The sequence below is a fragment of the Mycobacterium sp. 050272 genome, assembly GCF_039023525.1.
Lineage (GTDB): Bacteria > Actinomycetota > Actinomycetes > Mycobacteriales > Mycobacteriaceae > Mycobacterium.
In genome coordinates, this window is the sequence record NZ_JBCHKV010000003.1 from 246,253 (window position 1) to 262,200 (window position 15,948).

Genomic DNA, 15,948 nt, shown 5'->3' on the forward strand with positions numbered 1-15,948 from the left:
TTACGCCTCGATCTGTCCGGCGATGCGGCGTTCGATGCTGGCCCGCGCGGGCGCCGGCAGCACGATCAGCCCGTCGAGTTCCTTGCCGGCTCGCGCGTAGGCGATCTGGCGCTCCTCACGCGTGGCACCCTCGTCCTGCGCCAGGTGCAGCAGGTTCGCCGCGCGGGCCAGTCGCTGTTGTTCGTCTTCGGAGAAATCGCTGCGGCGGCGTCGAATCGCCTCGGTTTCGGCGATCTCGAATGCGCTGATGTACTCGTGGACCCCATCGCGGTAGTCCAGGTACGCCGACCGGTCGCCGGCGAAGTCCTCCGGCCGCTCCGGCCGCAGCAGGTCAGCATGCCGCTTGGCCTTGTGGAACGCGATGGTCAGCGGATCGCGCATGTTCGTCATCAGCGGGAAATCCAGCAGCTTGGCGACGTCGACCTCGTACTCCAGCCACCGTGCATCCGTACGGTCATGTGCGGCAAGCAGTTTCGTGAGGTCCCGGCGAAAGTTCTCCTCGTCGCCGCGCACCCGGCCGGAAGCCTGGGCGACGGCGATCTTGGCCTGCTGCTTGAGCCGGTACCGTTCCTGCCTTCGCTCCGCCCGGCGCTCGTTGGCGGCCACCACCGCCCGTACGCCAGTCCCGATCGCACCCGCGAACGGGAAGATCAGCCACCAGAAGTTCGCGGCGAAATGCAGCACCGGAGTCACCTCGCCAGGATGCCACCGAGAATCGGCGCGCGGGGTGGGCGCGATTACGCCGGCAGCGTTAGTGCCCGCCTTCTTTGAACCGGGCGATGGAGCGCTCGACCTCTGCCTCGGCTTCGGCGCGACCGACCCAGTCCGCCGCCTTGACGTACTTGCCCGGCTCCAGGGCCTTGTACTGCGAGAAGAAGTGCTTGATGACGTCCAGCTCGTAGGACGGCACATCGCCGATGTCCTGGATGTGATCCCAGCGGTGGTCGCCGGCCGGAACACACAGCACCTTGTCGTCACCGCCGGCCTCGTCGACCATCTTGAACATCCCCACCGGCCGCGCCTCGACCAGCACGCCGGGGAACACCGACTCGGGAAGCAACAGCAGGACGTCCAGCGGGTCGCCGTCCTCGCCGAGGGTGTTCTCGATGAAGCCGTAGTCGGTCGGGTAGGCCATCGACGTGTAGAGGTAGCGGTCCAGCTTCACCCGCCCCGTCTCGTGATCGACTTCGTACTTGTTCCGCTGGCCTTTCGGGATCTCGATGACCACGTCGAATTGCACTGTCGGACGCTCCTTTGAAGAGAAGTAAATCTGGGTGGACCCGAGTAGATCGGTTCGTCGCGGATCACCCTAGTCGAGCGAGTTTTCCCAGATTCGGCAGAATAGGACCAAACAGTCAGGAGAGTGATGGGTCGTACTCGCTGGCGGAAATCCACCCAGGTGTTCATCGGATTGGCCGTGCTGGCGTTCGTCGCCGCCGTGGTGGCCGCGGCAACCTTCTTCACCTCGGGTGGACACGGCAGCAGCGGCGCACATGTTGCGGTACCGCCGCCGCGGGCACCGATCGTGAAGCCGGGAATGGTCCCGGTCGCCGACACCGCCGAGACGCCCTCGGCCGGTGCGCTGGCCGCCGTGCTGGCCCCGGTGGCCGCCGATCCCAACCTCGGCCGGCTCGGCGGCCGGATCACCGATGCCCTCACCGGCAAGGAGCTGTGGCAGGTCGCCGACGACGTGCCCCTGGTGCCGGCGTCGACCAACAAGGTCCTGACGGCGGCCGCGGCGTTGCTGACGCTGGATCGTCAGGCCCGCATCAGCACCCGGGTGGTGGCCGGCAGTCAGAACGCCCAGGGGCCGATCGTGCTGGTGGGTGCCGGGGATCCGACGCTGTCGGCGGCACCGCCCGACGTGCCGACCTGGTACCGCGGTGCGCCACGCCTCAGCGACCTGGTGGAGCAGATTCATCGCAGCGGCATGACGCCGACGACCGTGCAGGTGGACACCTCGGCGTTCACCGGCCCGACGATGGCGCAGGGCTGGGATCCCGCCGATATCGACAACGGCGACATCGCGCCGATCGAGTCGGTGATGATCGACGCCGGACGCATCCAGCCCAGCACCGTCAACTCCCGGCGATCCAAGACCCCGGCGCTGGACGCCGGGCGTGAACTGGCCAAGGCCCTGGGCCTGGATCCCGCCGCGGTGACGATCGCGTCGGCCCCCTCCGGGGCGCGGCAGCTGGCGGTGGTGCAATCGGCGCCGCTGGTCCAGCGGCTCGGCGAGATGATGGATCACTCCGACAACGTGCTGGCCGAATGCATCGCCCGTGAGGTGGCCGCGGCGATCAACCGGCCGCGCAGCTTCGCCGGCGCGGTCGACGCGGTGACCAACCGATTGAGCACCGCGCACGTCGACACCACCGGCGCCATGCTGGTGGACTCGAGCGGGTTGTCGGTCGACGACCGGCTGACCGCCAAGACCCTCGACGGCACGGTGCAGGCCGCGGCGGGGCCGGACCAGCCGTCGCTGCGCGCGCTGCTGGATCTGCTGCCGATCGCCGGCGGCAGCGGGACCCTGGCCGATCGCTTTCTCGACCAGGCCACGAATCAGGGACCGGCCGGCTGGTTGCGCGCCAAGACCGGCTCGCTGACAGCGATCAACTCGCTGGTCGGAGTCGTCACAGACCGCACCGGGCGCGTGCTGACATTCGCGTTCATCTCCAACGCCGCCGGCCCCAACGGACGCAATGCGATGGACGCCCTGGCCACCCGGCTGTGGACCTGCGGGTGCACATGACCGCCCAACCCGACCTGACTCTCGGTACCGCCGTGGACTGGCGGTTCGCGGCGACGGTCGGCGCCCGGCTGGCCCGGCCCGGTCCGCCCGCCAGCGAGTACACCCGTCGTCAGGCGATCGACGAGCTGGCGAGTTCGGCGACGAAAGCCGAACCACTGGTGCGCGACGTGACCGGCCTGGCGACCGACGGCGCGGTGCCGGCGGCCCGCATCGTCGACCGCGGCGAGTGGGTCCGCGCCGCGGCGGACTCGATGCGGGTGATGACGAACGGAACCGACAAGCCGCGTGGGCTCCTCACCGGCCGGCTCACCGGCGCGCAGACCGGTGCCGTGCTGGCGTTTGTGGCGTCCGGGATTCTCGGCCAGTACGACCCGTTCTTTGCCGACAAAGAGGGCTGCCTGCTGCTGGTGTATCCCAACGTGATCGCCGTCGAGCGCCAGCTGCGGGTCGATCCGGCCGATTTCCGGCTGTGGGTGTGCCTGCACGAAGTGACGCACCGGGTGCAGTTCACCGCCAACCGCTGGCTGCCCCATTACATGTCGGACGCGCTGGCGTTGTTGACCCGCGACGCCGGTGACGACTTCGGCCAGGTGGCGGGCCGCCTGGCCGACTACGTGCGCAACCGCGGTCTGGGCGGGCCCGACGCTTCCGCGTCGGGGATCGTCGGCCTGGTGCGCGCCGTCCAGTCCGAGCCCCAGCGCCAGGCGCTGGATCAGCTGCTGGTGCTGGGCACCTTGCTGGAGGGCCACGCCGACCATGTGATGGACGCGGTCGGCCCCAAGGCGGTGCCGTCGGTGGCGACCATCCGCGGCCGATTCGACGATCGCCGTCATCGCAAGCCGCCGCCGCTGCAGCGCCTGATGCGCGCCCTGCTGGGCTTGGACGCCAAGCTCAGCCAGTACACCCGCGGCAAGGCGTTCGTCGACCACGTGGTGGACCGGGTCGGGATGGAGCGGTTCAACACCGTGTGGTCCGGACCCGAAACGTTGCCGCTGCCCGCCGAGATCGAAAACCCTCAGCGATGGATCGACAGGGTCCTGTAGGGCAGCTGCGCGCGGCTGTCGAGGCGTTCGCGAAAACCTATCTGGCCACCGATGACCAATGGGGTGTGGCGCTATCGGGCGGGCCGGATTCGCTGGCCCTCACCGCGGTCGCGGCCCAGCTGCGGCCCACCACGGCACTGATCGTCGATCACGGTCTGCAGCCCGAGTCGGCCGCCGTCGCCGCAACCGCGCGCGAGCAGGCGATCGCGTTGGGATGTGTTGAGGCACAAGTCATCCGGGTACGGGTAGGCAATGACGGAGGTCCCGAGGCCGCGGCCCGCGCGGCCCGCTACGCCGCGCTGAGCGCTTACCAGCTGGGGCCGGTGCTGCTGGCGCACACCCTCGACGATCAGGCCGAGACGGTGTTGCTCGGGCTGGGCCGCGGCTCCGGAGCGCGCTCGATCGCCGGGATGCGACCGTATGACCCGCCGTGGTGCCGGCCGCTGCTGGGCGTCCGGCGTGCCACCACGCATGCCGCATGCGTCGAGCTGGGCCTGACCGCGTGGCAGGACCCGCACAACCGCGACCGCCGCTTCACTCGGTCCCGGCTGCGGCATGAGGTGATGCCGCTGCTCGAGGACGTGCTGGGCGGCGGGGTGGCCGAGGCGCTGGCCCGTACCGCGACCGCGCTGCGGGAGGACACCGAATTCATCGACACGCTGGCGGCCCAGGCGCTGCCCGGCGTGCAGGCGGATCCCGGCCTGCGGGCCGAGGCGCTGGCCACGCTGGCCGACCCGGTACGGCGCCGGGTGATCCGGGGCTGGTTGCTGGCCGGCGGGGCGTCCGGGCTGACCGACAAGCAGATCCGCGGGGTGGACGCGCTGGTTACCGCGTGGCGTGGGCAGGGTGGGGTGGCGGTCGGCTCGGATCTGCGCGGCGAGCGGTTGATCGCTGGACGCCGCAACGGCGTGCTCACGTTGCGGCGTGAGCCTGTGTAAATGACCGCAAATTGTCGTCGCCGTTGGTTGTTCGGCCGCTGGCATGGCACGCTGTGGGCGTGGCCCAGACCTCCTCGGCGATAACGCCCGAGCAGCCCGTGGACCTGTACCCGGGGGATATCAAGTCTGTGCTGCTCACGACCGAGCAGATCCAGGCCCGCATCGGCGAACTCGGCGGGCAGATCGGCACCGACTATCGCCAGTCCGTCGCCGAGACCGGGGAGGACCTGCTGTTGATCACGGTCCTCAAGGGCGCCGTGATCTTTGTCACCGACCTGGCTCGCGCGATCCCGGTGCCTACGCAATTCGAGTTCATGGCCGTCAGCTCCTACGGGTCCTCGACGTCGTCGTCGGGCGTGGTGCGCATCCTCAAGGACCTGGACCGCGATATCAACGATCGCGACGTGCTGATCGTCGAGGACGTCGTCGACTCCGGCCTGACCCTGTCCTGGTTGCTGCGCAACCTCAAGACCCGCCACCCCCGCTCGCTGCGGGTATGCACGCTGCTGCGCAAGCCCGACGCGGTCCGGGCCAACGCCGAGATCGCCTACGTGGGCTTCGACATTCCCAACGACTTCGTCGTCGGCTACGGCCTGGACTACGACGAGCGCTACCGCGACCTGTCGTATATCGGCACCCTGGACCCCAGGGTCTACGAGCAGTAGCTAATCCAGCTCCCACGCCGCGGTCACCGAGAAGCTCACCGTCTGCTGACCCGGCTCCAGCGGCACCGCGGTGGCCATGGCTTTGGGCGGCGCCGGTGGTGATCCGGCCACCGGCGAACCCCCCGTCGACTCCGAGATGGACAGCACCTTGCCCAGCCGCAGCCCGGACAACTGGGCGTACTGGTCGGCCCGGTTCTTGGCGTCGTTGAAGGCCCGCGCCCGGGCGTCCTTGACCAGCTGTGAGTCGTCGGCGATCGAGTAACTGACCGAACTGATCCGGGTGGCGTCACCGCCGGTGCTGACGACCAGCGCCAGCATTCGTGACGCGGCATCGGTGGGGTGGATCTTGACCTGGATGGCGTTGGTGGCGCGGTAGCCGGTGATCGTGGATTCGGGACTGCCGTATTGCGGCTGCAGCGTCACCTGGGTGGTGCTGATGTCCTTACGGTCGAGGCCGGCACCGACGAGCGCGTTGATGACGGCTTGCTGGCGGTCGTTGGTCTGGTTCATCGCCGTGGTGACGTCGGGTGCACTGAATTCGATGCCGACGTCGGCGGTCAGCGTGTCCGGGACGCCCTGCACTTGCCCGGATCCCACCACCGTGACCTGACGAGGGTTCGCTCCCGGTGCGGGTGTCGCATTATGGGAATCACACGCCGACACCGTGACAACGGCCAACGCGGCGGTGGCCACGGCAATCGCGTAGCGGACGAAACTTTCAGCGCGGTGTTCGGTCGCCATGCCTGGCACCCTAGCTGCTTGTCGGCTTGCCGCGGGTGATTATCCGGCTCGCGATATTTCGGCCGGCTGGCGATTGCGGGCCTCGAATCGTTTTCGCGCAAGGATAACCCCGGCCCGGGCGGGCATGGAAAAATTCATACAGCTCTCCAATCATATTGTTTTGCAAACTCTTTCATGTGCAAAACAAAGAGTTGCAGCGTATGAGACTGGCCCTGTGAACAATCTTCGACTCGGTAATGAATTAGCCGGTCCAGGGCTGTCATTGGCGGAGGTGCCGCGTCTAGCGTTTCCAGGCGTCCGATTCAGGGGCCGGCCTCCGGCTGCTGAATGTTACTGCTAATCAACAGGTTTTGAGGGGGAGATGTGTTTTATCTGAGGGCACAGCCGGACGTGCTGAATGCGGTTGCCGGTGAGCTGCACGGCGTCAATGCGGCGGTGCGAGAAGGAAGTTCGGCGGCGGCGACAACGACGACGGGCGTGGTCCCGGCGGCCGCCGATGTGGTGTCGATATTGACTGCGGCCCAGTTTGTTTCGCATGCGCAGGCCTTCCAGGCCGTCAGCGTGCAAGCTGCGGTGGTCCGGGAGCAGTTGGCGGCGACGCTGCGCGTCAGTGCCGGTTCGTATGCCGCCACCGAAATCGCCAACGCCACCGCGATCGGTTAGGCGAGGCGATGTTGGATTTCGCGCAGCTACCGCCGGAGATCAACTCCACGCTGATGTATGCGGGGCCCGGTTCGGGCCCCCTGCTGGCGGCGGCGGCGGCCTGGGAGGGGTTGGCCGCCGAGCTGTATGCCGCGGCGGCCGGCTACGGGTCGCTGATCACCAGCCTCACCGATGGACCTTGGGAGGGGCCGTCCGCCGCGTCGATGCTGACCGCGGCTGTGCCGCAAGTGGAGTGGCTGCAGAACACGGCCGGACAGGCCGAACTGGCCGGCAGCCAGGCCGTGGCGGCCGCCGGGGCCTTCGAGGCGGCCTTCGCCGAAACGGTGCCGCCGCCGGTGGTCGAGGCGAACCGTACGTTGCTGATGGAGTTGCTGGCGACGAACTTTCTGGGCCAGAACACCGCGGCGATTGCGGCCACCGAGACGCAGTACGGCGAGATGTGGGCGCAGGACGCGGCCGCGATGTACGGCTATGCGGGTGCGTCAGCCGCGGCGTCGACCCTGCCGCCGCCCCGCCCGGCAACGCCCGCGAACAACCCCGTCGGCCAAGCCGGCCAGTCCGCGGCGGTGGCCCAAGCGGCGGGCAACAGCGCCGGCAGTAGTACGCAGGGGCTCAACGTGGTGCCCCAAACCTTGTCGTCGCTGGCCGGGTCGCCGAGTAATGCCCAGGCGGTTCCGGGATTCAATTTCGGAGGGATCGGCATGAACTCCGAAGGGGATGGCCTTCAGTTAAGCGGTCCGCTGGGTGATCTTTTCGAGGGCCTGACCGGATCGCAGGTTCTGGATGCCAGCTCGCCGTTCGACGCGTTCATCCGGTTGATCTCGCCGACGCGGCTCTTCACCACCTCGTTCAAGGACATCCAGGGTCTCGCTCAGGGCTTTGCACCCCAGGCCGCCAAGGCTGCCAGCGAGGGGGCCGCCCACGCGGCCGAAGGCGCGGCGAGGGCTGTTGAGACTGTGCCGCAAGCGCTTTCGGGCGCCTTGGGTAATGCCGCGGGATCGGTGGGTCGGGCGGCATCGGTGGGGGGCATGTCGGTTCCAGCCTCTTGGGCGGGAGCCACGCCGGTGGCAAACCCCGCCGTCGTGACGCTGAATGGCGCTGGTGCTGCCGCGTCGGCCGTGCAACCCGGGACCAATGCAGTCGGGGGGATGCCGCTGATGGGGACCGGGGCCGGGCGGGCCGCAGCAGCCCACTTTGCGCCTCCCCGATACGGTTTCAAGCCCATGGTCATCGCTCACCCTCCGGCGGGAGGGTGATGCGATGGGGTTGCTAGAAGGGTGGGTCGTCGGGCAGAGGCGGCGGGGCCGGGATGTCTGGAGTCCAGTTCGCGGGTAATTCCTCTGGCTCACGCGGATCATTGATCCATGTGCAGAAGGGGCTGGTGCTCGCCGCGCCCTTGAAGGCAAACAGCATGTTGCGCGCATGATTTCGGAACTGTCGAGCTGCGATCTCCTGCTTTCTGGCTTGCGCGAGTTCTCGCCGTGCATCGTTTTCTTGACGTTGCTTTCGATTGTGGCTGCGCGCCTGGGTGATTCGTGACTTTCGCCTCTTGGACGCGCTCCGCCCGCGGGGCGCCGGTGCGGCACACGCGGCCTGGCGCGGTTGTGGAAAAAGGTCATCGCCGGCCGGGCTGGTTTTATATGTGCGACCGGTAGGCGATGTCCAGATGACAGTCCCGTCGGCCAGTTGAGTGTCGCGCCATGCACCGAAAGTCTTGAGTCGATGATGTTGGCGGCAAAGGCATTTCAGGTTAGCCGGTGTGGTCAGTCCGCCAGCCGCGGGATTCTCGTGATTGAACGGGATGGTGTGGTCGATGTCGCAAACACTAGCGGGTCGACCACATCCGGGAAAGCGGCAGGTCAGATCCCGGCAGCGGATCGCCCGTTCGAGCGCTGCCGATGGTTGATAACGCAGCACTTCTTGCGCGCTGGTCACCGGATCGGCGACGAGCAGTGAGGCGAACGTCGCCAACTCACGAACCTGCTCCGCGTCGATGACTCCGTACCCCTCCAGGTAGCCGGGCTGCGTGCCCTTGGCCAGGACGGTTTGCTCGCTGGCCACAACGTTGATCACCACCCGTGCGCTGCCTTGATCGCATGCGGAGGCTTCTGCGGGTGCACTGACGGGGCAACCCGATTGCCCGCAAGCGCACCGGAGCCGGTGGCCCTGGGCCAGCGCGGCGAGCGCATCAGCACGGCGTTGATCGAATGTCCGAGGGTCCCCCGGGCACACTTGCTTGGCAAGTTCGGAGAGTCGGCGATCAAAGGTGGCCGCAGCTGCGGCTGCGACCGTGCCGTAGACCTCGGCCATCCCATTGTCGAGGGCATTGATGCCGATGTGTCGCTCGCCTTCGGCGCTCTCGCGTCGCTCACGGGCGGCATCCGGGTCGATGCCGCGCACCGCGGCGTCGACCGCGTTGACGATGCGCTGCCTCGACCAGCTGTGCCAGTTGCGGATACGGGTGGCCAGCGACTGGTCAAGTCGGGCGGCCAGCTCAGCGTCGGTGACCAGATCGGTGCGTCTGATGATCAATTGCACAGTGCGCCAATCGGTTTGCCCTTCGGCCAGAAGAGCTGCGATCTGGGGCAGTCTGGTGTGCAGGGCGTCGGCATCCGACACCAAGTAACTGGCCGCCATGGGCGACAGATTCATGGCGGCCGCCACCTCGGCCGCGGTGTGCTCGAACCCGTCGATCACGGCGTAACCCGGGCGCGGCTCGCTTTGTTCGGTGGCGGCCACCCGATGCCGCAGCAAGGCCGCGACGGCGGCCAGCCGGCGGGCCACCAACATCGACTCCTGTCGGTGTGTGGATTCGACGACTTCGATCAAAGCGACCGGATCGATCATCGTATCGAACATAGGTTCGATTATAGCCGCGGCGTCCGACGAGTCAGCCGGGTCGGCGCGTCACCCGGGCGCCTAAGGCGTGACGAGAATCTTGCAGTGCCGCTCGGGGTCGGCGAGGTCGTCGAAGGCGGCGCCGACCCCGTCCAGGCCCACCTCGCCGGTGATCAATGGGCTCACATCGATCTCGCCCTCGGCCAGCGAGCGCAGCGACTCGGCGAACTCGTCGGGGCCATAGGCCAAACAGAACTGCACGTTGATTTCTTTGGCGATTGCGAAGAAAGGATGGAAGGTGTCGGCCTCCATGCACACTCCGGCCACGACCAGCCGGGTGCCCGGGCGCGACCGCAACACGACGTCGTCGATGATCCCGGGCACACCGATCGCCTCGAACACCACCGCGGCTTTGACCGTGTCGAACGGCGAACCCTGCGCGGCGTCCAGGGTCTGATGTGCACCCATTGCGGTGGCAAGCTCTCGTCGCTTCACCGAAAAATCAGATGCCACAATGTTTTCCACGCCGCGCGCCCGCAGGGACGCGATGATCGCGATGCCGATCGGGCCGCAGCCCAGCACCAGCGCGGTCTCACCCGGCTCGATATTCGACTTGTTGACGGCGTGTAGCCCCACCGCCATCGGCTCGGTCAGGGCGGCATGTTTGAGGTCCAGGCCGTTGGGCACGGGCAGCAACAGCGGAGCGGAGAGCAGCATCCGTTCGGCGTAAGCGCCGATGGTGTGGTTGCTGTAGACGATGGGTTCTACACCTTTGGCGGACAACAACACCGGAATCGACGTGACGAGGGTGCCGGGTGGATGCGTGTCGGTGTCGGGTCCGGCCTCGAGCACCTCGGCGCTGAATTCGTGGCCCATGAAGACGTCGTGCTTGAGGTCGACGTTCATGCCGCCGGCACCGCCTGCGACGCGCTCGGTCATTTCCATGACCCGCTCGCCGTGCTTGGCGAAATGCAAGTCTGAGCCGCAGATTCCGCAGGCCTTGACCGCCACCAGCACCTGACCGGCTTCGGGTATCGGGTCGGCGACGTCGTCTCGATAGACCATCCGGCCGTCGCGCAGCACCGAGGCGCGCATCAGTTCGCCGCGCCTTCGTGCTCGCCGACGTGCTCGGTGATGGCTTTCACGACGGCCTCACCGGCACGGCCGATCAATTGGTCGCGATGGTCTTTGGCCCAGTCGTGCGAGGCCCGCGCTGCCGCCAGCTGCCCCTTGAAGTGCGGAATCACCTTGCGGGCCATCAAGTCATAGCAGTGGTAGGTCGCCTCGGGCGAGGCCCAGTCATGACCGAGCATCAGCAGCGTCCCGAAGCCGCCCGATCGATCCAGCAGGTCCTCGATATGTGCGATCGCGTCATCGGGCGTGCCGATACAGCAATTCCCTTTGGCCGCATAGTCTTCGACGAACTCGTAAGGAGTCTGCGTACCCTCCACGGTGTTGGCCAGCGGGACGAATCCCGCGGCGCCAAAGTAGTTCGCGAAATCCTGCAGCCCATAAGTGCAGTCGTTGATCGCCTGTTCGCGGGTATCGGCGATGTGCATGATGGACAGCACCCGCCAATCGGTCCGATTCGGTTCGTCCCGACCGACTTTGGCGGCCTGCTCGCGCACTACGTCCCAGGTGGTCTCCAGCGCGGCGAAACCGCCGGGCACCGACATCGACAGCGACAACAGTGATGTGCCGAGCGCGCCGGCCAGGCGCGGACCGGACGGCGAAATCATTGCCGCCGTGGATATTTCGGGATAAGGCCAGGTGTACGGGCGGATGTGCAGCTGGGCGTCGCGCAATGTGAACCAGTCGGTGTGACGGTCAATGCGCTCGGTGGGCCCGGCCCGGAACAGCGCCAGGATCGCCTCGAGCGACTCCTGCATCATGTGCCGCTGATCGACCGGATCGATGCCCATCATGTGGGCATCAGACGGCAGCGCCCCGGGGCCGGTGCCGAACATCACCCGGCCGCGGGTCAGGTGATCCAGCAGCACCCAGCGGTCGGCCACCATCAGCGGATGGTGGTAGGGCAGCGAGACCACACCGGTGCCCAGCCGGATGTGCTTGGTCCGCTCCGCGGCGGCCGCGATGAACACCTCTGGGCAGGCAATCAACTCGTAGCCACCCGAGTGGTGTTCGCCGAACCAGGCCTCGTCGAATCCCAGGCGGTCCAGGGCAACGACACGTTCCAAGTCGTATTCCAGTGCGACCGTGGGTGATTGGCCGATCGGGTGAAACGGCGTGATGAAGACGCCGAAACGAAGCGGTGCGTTCACCGCAGCTCCAATCCGTTGAGAAATTCCAGCAATGCGGTGTTGACCTCGTCGGGCCGCTCCTGCTGCAGCCAGTGGCCGGCGCCCTCGATCATCAGCTGTTGGTAGGGGCCGGAGACGAGCTCGGCCGCGCGATCGGCACGGGTGAACGCGAGCACGGGATCGGCTGTGCCGCCGATGAACAGGCACGGCACCGAGATCTTCGCGTCGGCGAGGTCGGCCGTGAGCTCCCAGTTGCGGTCGAAATTGCGATACCAGTTCAGGCCGCCGGTGAATCCCGTGCGGGAAAACTCGGCGATGTAGTGATCGAGTTCGTCCTGGCTGATCCAATCGGGCAGCACATCGGGCTCGGGTAGGCGATCGATGAAGCCCTCCGGGCCCGGTGCCACCATCCGCATCCCCGCGGCCTTGTCACCGTCTGTCCGCAGACCGCCCATCAACCGACGAATCGCGCGGGCGGGATCGCTATTGAGTTCTTCGTCGGCGACGCCGGGCTCTTGGAAATACAGGATGTAGAAGAAGTTCTCGCCGAATGTCTTGCGCCAGGCCTGCGTCGGCGCCATCTGCGACCGCGGCGTGGCCGGTACGCTCAGCGCGGCGACGGCCGCGACCCGGTCGGGGTGCAGCAGCGGCGCATGCCACACCACGGGGGCGCCCCAGTCGTGGCCGATCCAGACGGCCCGCTCGGCACCGACATCGTCGAGCAGGCCGACGATGTCGGTCGTCAGCTCGCGGATGTTGTAGGCCTCGATCGCATCGGGGCGAGAAGAGCCGCCGTACCCGCGCTGGTCGGGTGCCAGCACGTGATAGCCGGCTTCGGCGAGCACCGGAATCTGATGTCGCCAGGAGTAGGCCAATTCAGGGAAGCCGTGAGCCAAGACCACTACCGGCGCACCGCGGTCGCCGGCTTCGACGACTCGCAGCCGCACCCCGTTGGTCTCTACTAACCGTTCGGTTGATGTGGGCACCAACACACCAAATCACAACCCCTCTGGCCTGAGAAGTATCCAGCGGGGATGAAAATGGCCGTCCATTTCGCGGCCGGTTCTGGTTGCCTGATAGGCGTGAGACGGCTGGACCACATTGTGTTGTGGACGAAGAATGTTCAGGCATCGATGGACTTCTATACGAACGTGATCGGGCTGACGCCGGTGCGGTTTGACGAGTTCACCGCCGGCGAAGCGCCGTTTCCGAGCGTGCGGGTGTGCGAGGACTCGATCATCGACCTGATGCCAATGGCCGGCATCGACGCCACCGACGTCCTGACCAAGGTCGCCGGCAGCGCCGGCCATCCGGTCAACCACGTCTGCCTGGCGATGTCGCTGCCGGAATACGAGGCACTGGATCGGCGGCTGCGGGCCGCCGGAGTGGACACCAGCGCCCGCCTCGACCGCAGCTACGGAGCCCGGGGATGGGCACCGCACGTTTACTACTTCTCCGATCCGGACGGCAACGTGATCGAGGCCCGCTACTACGACTAGTCGCCGCACCGGGCGCACGAGCGGTGTCAGGCCAGGGGGGCTTCTCCCAATGCGAGGCGTCGCCGAACTCAATTTGCGGTGCTCTGGTTGCTATCGGGAACCGCCGCGCGTTGGTATAGCGGTAGCCTGAACTTTTCCAGCTGCGTGTATCGGGGAAGGACCTGGCCGAAACGGCCGATGATTGATGAACCGGAAAAACGTGATTCGCATAGTCACGGCGATCGCTGTAGTAGTGCTGCTCGGCTGGTCGTTCTTCTATTTCAGCGATGACACCCGCGGATACAAGCCCGTCGACACCTCGGTGGCGATGTCCCAGATCAGTGGCGACAACGTCAAGAGCGGGCAGATCGACGACCGTGAGCAGCAACTGCGGTTGACCCTGAAGAAGGGCAACAACGACACCGACAACTCCGACAAGGTCATCACCAAGTACCCCAACGGCTACGCAGTCGACCTGCTCAACGCGCTGAACGCGAAGAACGCCAAGGTCAGCACCGTCGTCAACGAAGGCAGCATCCTGGGTGAGCTGCTGGTTTACGTGCTGCCGCTGCTGCTGCTGGTCGGGCTGTTCGTGATGTTCTCGCGCATGCAGGGCGGCGCCCGGATGGGCTTCGGCTTCGGCAAGTCGCGAGCCAAACAGCTCTCCAAGGACATGCCCAAGACCACGTTCGCCGACGTCGCCGGCGTCGACGAGGCGGTCGAGGAGCTCTACGAGATCAAGGACTTCCTGCAGAACCCGTCGCGGTATCAGGCGCTGGGCGCTAAGATCCCCAAGGGCGTGCTGCTCTACGGGCCGCCCGGAACCGGTAAGACGTTGCTGGCCCGCGCCGTGGCCGGTGAGGCCGGCGTGCCGTTCTTCACGATCTCGGGTTCCGATTTCGTCGAGATGTTCGTCGGCGTCGGCGCCTCCCGGGTGCGCGACCTGTTCGAACAGGCCAAGCAGAACAGCCCGTGCATCATCTTCGTCGACGAGATCGACGCGGTGGGCCGCCAGCGCGGCGCCGGGCTCGGCGGTGGCCACGACGAGCGTGAGCAGACGCTGAACCAGTTGCTGGTCGAGATGGACGGCTTCGGCGATCGCGCCGGGGTGATCCTGATCGCGGCGACCAACCGGCCCGACATCCTCGACCCGGCGCTGTTGCGCCCGGGCCGCTTCGACCGGCAGATCCCGGTGTCCAACCCCGACCTGGCGGGCCGGCGCGCGGTACTTGCCGTGCACTCGAAGGGCAAGCCGATCGCTCCGGACGCCGACCTCGACGGGCTGGCCAAGCGGACCGTCGGCATGACCGGCGCCGACCTGGCCAACGTCATCAACGAGGCCGCGCTGCTGACCGCGCGGGAAAACGGCACCGTCATCACCGGGCCCGCCCTCGAGGAGGCCGTCGACCGCGTCATCGGGGGACCTCGCCGCAAGGGCCGGATCATCAGCGAGCACGAGAAGAAGATCACCGCCTACCACGAAGGTGGGCACACCCTGGCCGCCTGGGCGATGCCCGACATCGACCCGGTCTACAAGGTGACGATTCTGGCGCGGGGGCGCACCGGCGGGCACGCCGTCGCGGTGCCCGAGGAGGACAAGGGCCTGCGCACCCGCTCGGAGATGGTCGCGCAGCTGGTGTTCGCGATGGGTGGGCGCGCTGCCGAGGAATTGGTCTTCCGCGAGCCCACCACGGGCGCGGTGTCCGACATCGAGCAGGCGACCAAAACCGCGCGCGCGATGGTCACCGAATTCGGTATGAGCTCCAAACTCGGCGCCGTCAAGTACGGTTCCGAGCACGGTGACCCGTTCCTGGGCCGGACCATGGGCAACCAAGCGGATTATTCACACGAGGTCGCGCGCGACATCGACGACGAGATCCGCAAGCTCATCGAGGCCGCGCACACCGAGGCCTGGGAAATCCTCACCGAATACCGCGACGTCCTCGACACGCTGGCGGGCGAGCTGCTGGAGAAGGAAACCCTGCACCGGCCCGAGCTGGAACAGATCTTCTCCGGCGTCGAAAAGCGGCCCCGACTCACGATGTTCGACGATTTCGGCGGCCGCATCCCGTCGGACAAGCCGCCCATCAAGACGCCCGGTGAGCTGGCGATCGAGCGCGGGGAGCCGTGGCCGCAACCCGTTCCCGAGCCGGCCTTCAAAGCGGCGATCGCCGCGGCCAGTCAGGCCGCCGAGGCCGCACGTGCCGAAGCGGACCGAAAAGCCCATGGCCCCAACGGTTCTCACGGCGGTCAAGGCACCGCCGACCGCGAGCGCCGTCCCACCCAGCCGGACTACGGCGCACCGGCCGGCTGGTATGCGCCCGGATGGCCGCCGCCACCGCAGCAGCAGCAACCCCAAGGCCACTGGTATCCGCCTCCGCCGCAGCCGTATTGGCCCCAGCCGGCGCCGAGTTATCCGGGCCAGCAGAGTCGTGGCCAGGGCCAGCCGTCCTACCCGCCCTATCCCCCCTACCCCCCGCCGGCGCAGCCCAGCCCGGATCCGGCAAGATCGCCTGACCAACCGGATGAGGACGTGAGCCGGCCTAATCCGCCGGCCCGAGGCTGACGA

Annotated in this window: 15 protein-coding genes; 8 read left to right on the forward strand and 7 right to left on the reverse strand. The window is 67.2% G+C overall.

Annotated features, from left to right (window positions below; translation table 11 throughout):
• Positions 1-693: a hypothetical protein gene (locus AAHS21_RS08900; protein WP_342927311.1), complete on the reverse strand. Its 693-nt coding sequence runs from the start codon at positions 691-693 to the stop codon at positions 1-3.
• A gap of 58 nt (positions 694-751) precedes the next feature.
• Positions 752-1,240 carry an inorganic diphosphatase gene (locus AAHS21_RS08905; RefSeq protein WP_342927312.1) on the reverse strand — a complete coding sequence of 163 codons (489 nt, stop codon included), beginning with the start codon at positions 1,238-1,240 and terminating at the stop codon, positions 752-754.
• 126 nt (positions 1,241-1,366) lie between these two features.
• Between AAHS21_RS08905 and dacB the strand changes: the two genes are divergently transcribed.
• The 4 genes from dacB to hpt are packed head-to-tail and all read left to right on the forward strand — an operon-like array spanning position 1,367 to position 5,398.
• Entirely contained in the window at positions 1,367-2,752 is a 1,386-nt protein-coding gene (dacB, locus tag AAHS21_RS08910) for a D-alanyl-D-alanine carboxypeptidase/D-alanyl-D-alanine-endopeptidase (RefSeq protein ID WP_342927313.1), read from the forward strand.
• Positions 2,749-3,795 carry a zinc-dependent metalloprotease gene (locus tag AAHS21_RS08915; protein ID WP_342927314.1) on the forward strand — a complete coding sequence of 349 codons (1,047 nt, stop codon included), beginning with the start codon at positions 2,749-2,751 and terminating at the stop codon, positions 3,793-3,795. Before dacB ends, AAHS21_RS08915 begins: the two co-directional genes overlap by 4 nt.
• Positions 3,774-4,733 carry a tRNA lysidine(34) synthetase TilS gene (gene tilS / locus AAHS21_RS08920; protein WP_342927315.1) on the forward strand — a complete coding sequence of 320 codons (960 nt, stop codon included), beginning with the start codon at positions 3,774-3,776 and terminating at the stop codon, positions 4,731-4,733. The genes AAHS21_RS08915 and tilS overlap by 22 nt, the downstream gene beginning before the upstream one ends.
• 11 nt (positions 4,734-4,744) lie before the next feature.
• Positions 4,745-5,398, forward strand: a complete 654-nt coding sequence (hpt, locus tag AAHS21_RS08925; protein WP_342927316.1) for a hypoxanthine phosphoribosyltransferase — start codon at positions 4,745-4,747, stop codon at positions 5,396-5,398.
• On the opposite strand, the gene AAHS21_RS08930 is transcribed toward hpt, so the two are convergent.
• On the reverse strand, positions 5,399-6,139 hold the full coding sequence (locus AAHS21_RS08930; RefSeq protein WP_342927317.1) for an SIMPL domain-containing protein: 741 nt from the start codon (positions 6,137-6,139) through the stop codon (positions 5,399-5,401). It abuts the gene before it with no gap.
• A gap of 363 nt (positions 6,140-6,502) precedes the next feature.
• On the opposite strand from AAHS21_RS08930, the gene AAHS21_RS08935 reads away from it, so the two are divergent.
• Both AAHS21_RS08935 and AAHS21_RS08940 read left to right on the forward strand, forming a co-directional pair.
• Entirely contained in the window at positions 6,503-6,802 is a 300-nt protein-coding gene (locus AAHS21_RS08935; RefSeq protein ID WP_342927318.1) for a PE family protein, read from the forward strand.
• Between the two features lie 8 nt (positions 6,803-6,810).
• Positions 6,811-8,058 (forward strand): PPE family protein, encoded by a 1,248-nt coding sequence (locus AAHS21_RS08940; protein WP_342927319.1) that lies wholly within the window; start codon positions 6,811-6,813, stop codon positions 8,056-8,058.
• A gap of 13 nt (positions 8,059-8,071) precedes the next feature.
• Here AAHS21_RS08940 and AAHS21_RS08945 read toward each other — a convergent pair whose 3' ends face one another.
• Genes AAHS21_RS08945 through AAHS21_RS08960 form a run of 4 tightly spaced genes read right to left on the reverse strand, consistent with a single transcriptional unit; the run spans position 8,072 to position 12,887 of the window.
• On the reverse strand, positions 8,072-9,661 hold the full coding sequence (locus tag AAHS21_RS08945; protein ID WP_342927320.1) for a DUF222 domain-containing protein: 1,590 nt from the start codon (positions 9,659-9,661) through the stop codon (positions 8,072-8,074).
• A 60-nt stretch (positions 9,662-9,721) separates the two neighbouring features.
• The gene (locus AAHS21_RS08950) at positions 9,722-10,735 is read right to left on the reverse strand and encodes a zinc-binding dehydrogenase (RefSeq protein ID WP_342927321.1); all 1,014 of its coding nucleotides are present in this window, start codon (positions 10,733-10,735) and stop codon (positions 9,722-9,724) included.
• On the reverse strand, positions 10,735-11,922 hold the full coding sequence (locus AAHS21_RS08955; protein WP_342927322.1) for an LLM class flavin-dependent oxidoreductase: 1,188 nt from the start codon (positions 11,920-11,922) through the stop codon (positions 10,735-10,737). Before AAHS21_RS08955 ends, AAHS21_RS08950 begins: the two co-directional genes overlap by 1 nt.
• The gene (locus AAHS21_RS08960) at positions 11,919-12,887 is read right to left on the reverse strand and encodes an alpha/beta hydrolase (RefSeq protein WP_342927323.1); all 969 of its coding nucleotides are present in this window, start codon (positions 12,885-12,887) and stop codon (positions 11,919-11,921) included. Before AAHS21_RS08960 ends, AAHS21_RS08955 begins: the two co-directional genes overlap by 4 nt.
• Positions 12,888-12,941: 54 nt before the next feature.
• On the opposite strand from AAHS21_RS08960, the gene AAHS21_RS08965 reads away from it, so the two are divergent.
• Together AAHS21_RS08965 and ftsH are read left to right on the forward strand one after the other, a co-directional pair.
• Positions 12,942-13,400 carry a VOC family protein gene (locus tag AAHS21_RS08965; RefSeq protein ID WP_342927507.1) on the forward strand — a complete coding sequence of 153 codons (459 nt, stop codon included), beginning with the start codon at positions 12,942-12,944 and terminating at the stop codon, positions 13,398-13,400.
• A gap of 184 nt (positions 13,401-13,584) precedes the next feature.
• Entirely contained in the window at positions 13,585-15,945 is a 2,361-nt protein-coding gene (gene ftsH, locus AAHS21_RS08970; RefSeq protein WP_342927324.1) for an ATP-dependent zinc metalloprotease FtsH, read from the forward strand.
• Positions 15,946-15,948 lie beyond the last annotated feature (3 nt).

Coding starts and splice junctions, on each gene's coding strand:
- dacB (WP_342927313.1), top strand. CDS start 1,367: ATGGGTCGTACTCGCTGGCGGAAATCCACCCAGGTGTTCATCGGATTG.
- AAHS21_RS08915 (WP_342927314.1), top strand. CDS start 2,749: ATGACCGCCCAACCCGACCTGACTCTCGGTACCGCCGTGGACTGGCGG.
- tilS (WP_342927315.1), top strand. CDS start 3,774: ATGGATCGACAGGGTCCTGTAGGGCAGCTGCGCGCGGCTGTCGAGGCG.
- AAHS21_RS08930 (WP_342927317.1), bottom strand. CDS start 6,139: ATGGCGACCGAACACCGCGCTGAAAGTTTCGTCCGCTACGCGATTGCC.
- AAHS21_RS08940 (WP_342927319.1), top strand. CDS start 6,811: ATGTTGGATTTCGCGCAGCTACCGCCGGAGATCAACTCCACGCTGATG.
- AAHS21_RS08945 (WP_342927320.1), bottom strand. CDS start 9,661: ATGTTCGATACGATGATCGATCCGGTCGCTTTGATCGAAGTCGTCGAA.
- AAHS21_RS08950 (WP_342927321.1), bottom strand. CDS start 10,735: ATGCGCGCCTCGGTGCTGCGCGACGGCCGGATGGTCTATCGAGACGAC.
- AAHS21_RS08965 (WP_342927507.1), top strand. CDS start 12,942: ATGGCCGTCCATTTCGCGGCCGGTTCTGGTTGCCTGATAGGCGTGAGA.
- ftsH (WP_342927324.1), top strand. CDS start 13,585: ATGAACCGGAAAAACGTGATTCGCATAGTCACGGCGATCGCTGTAGTA.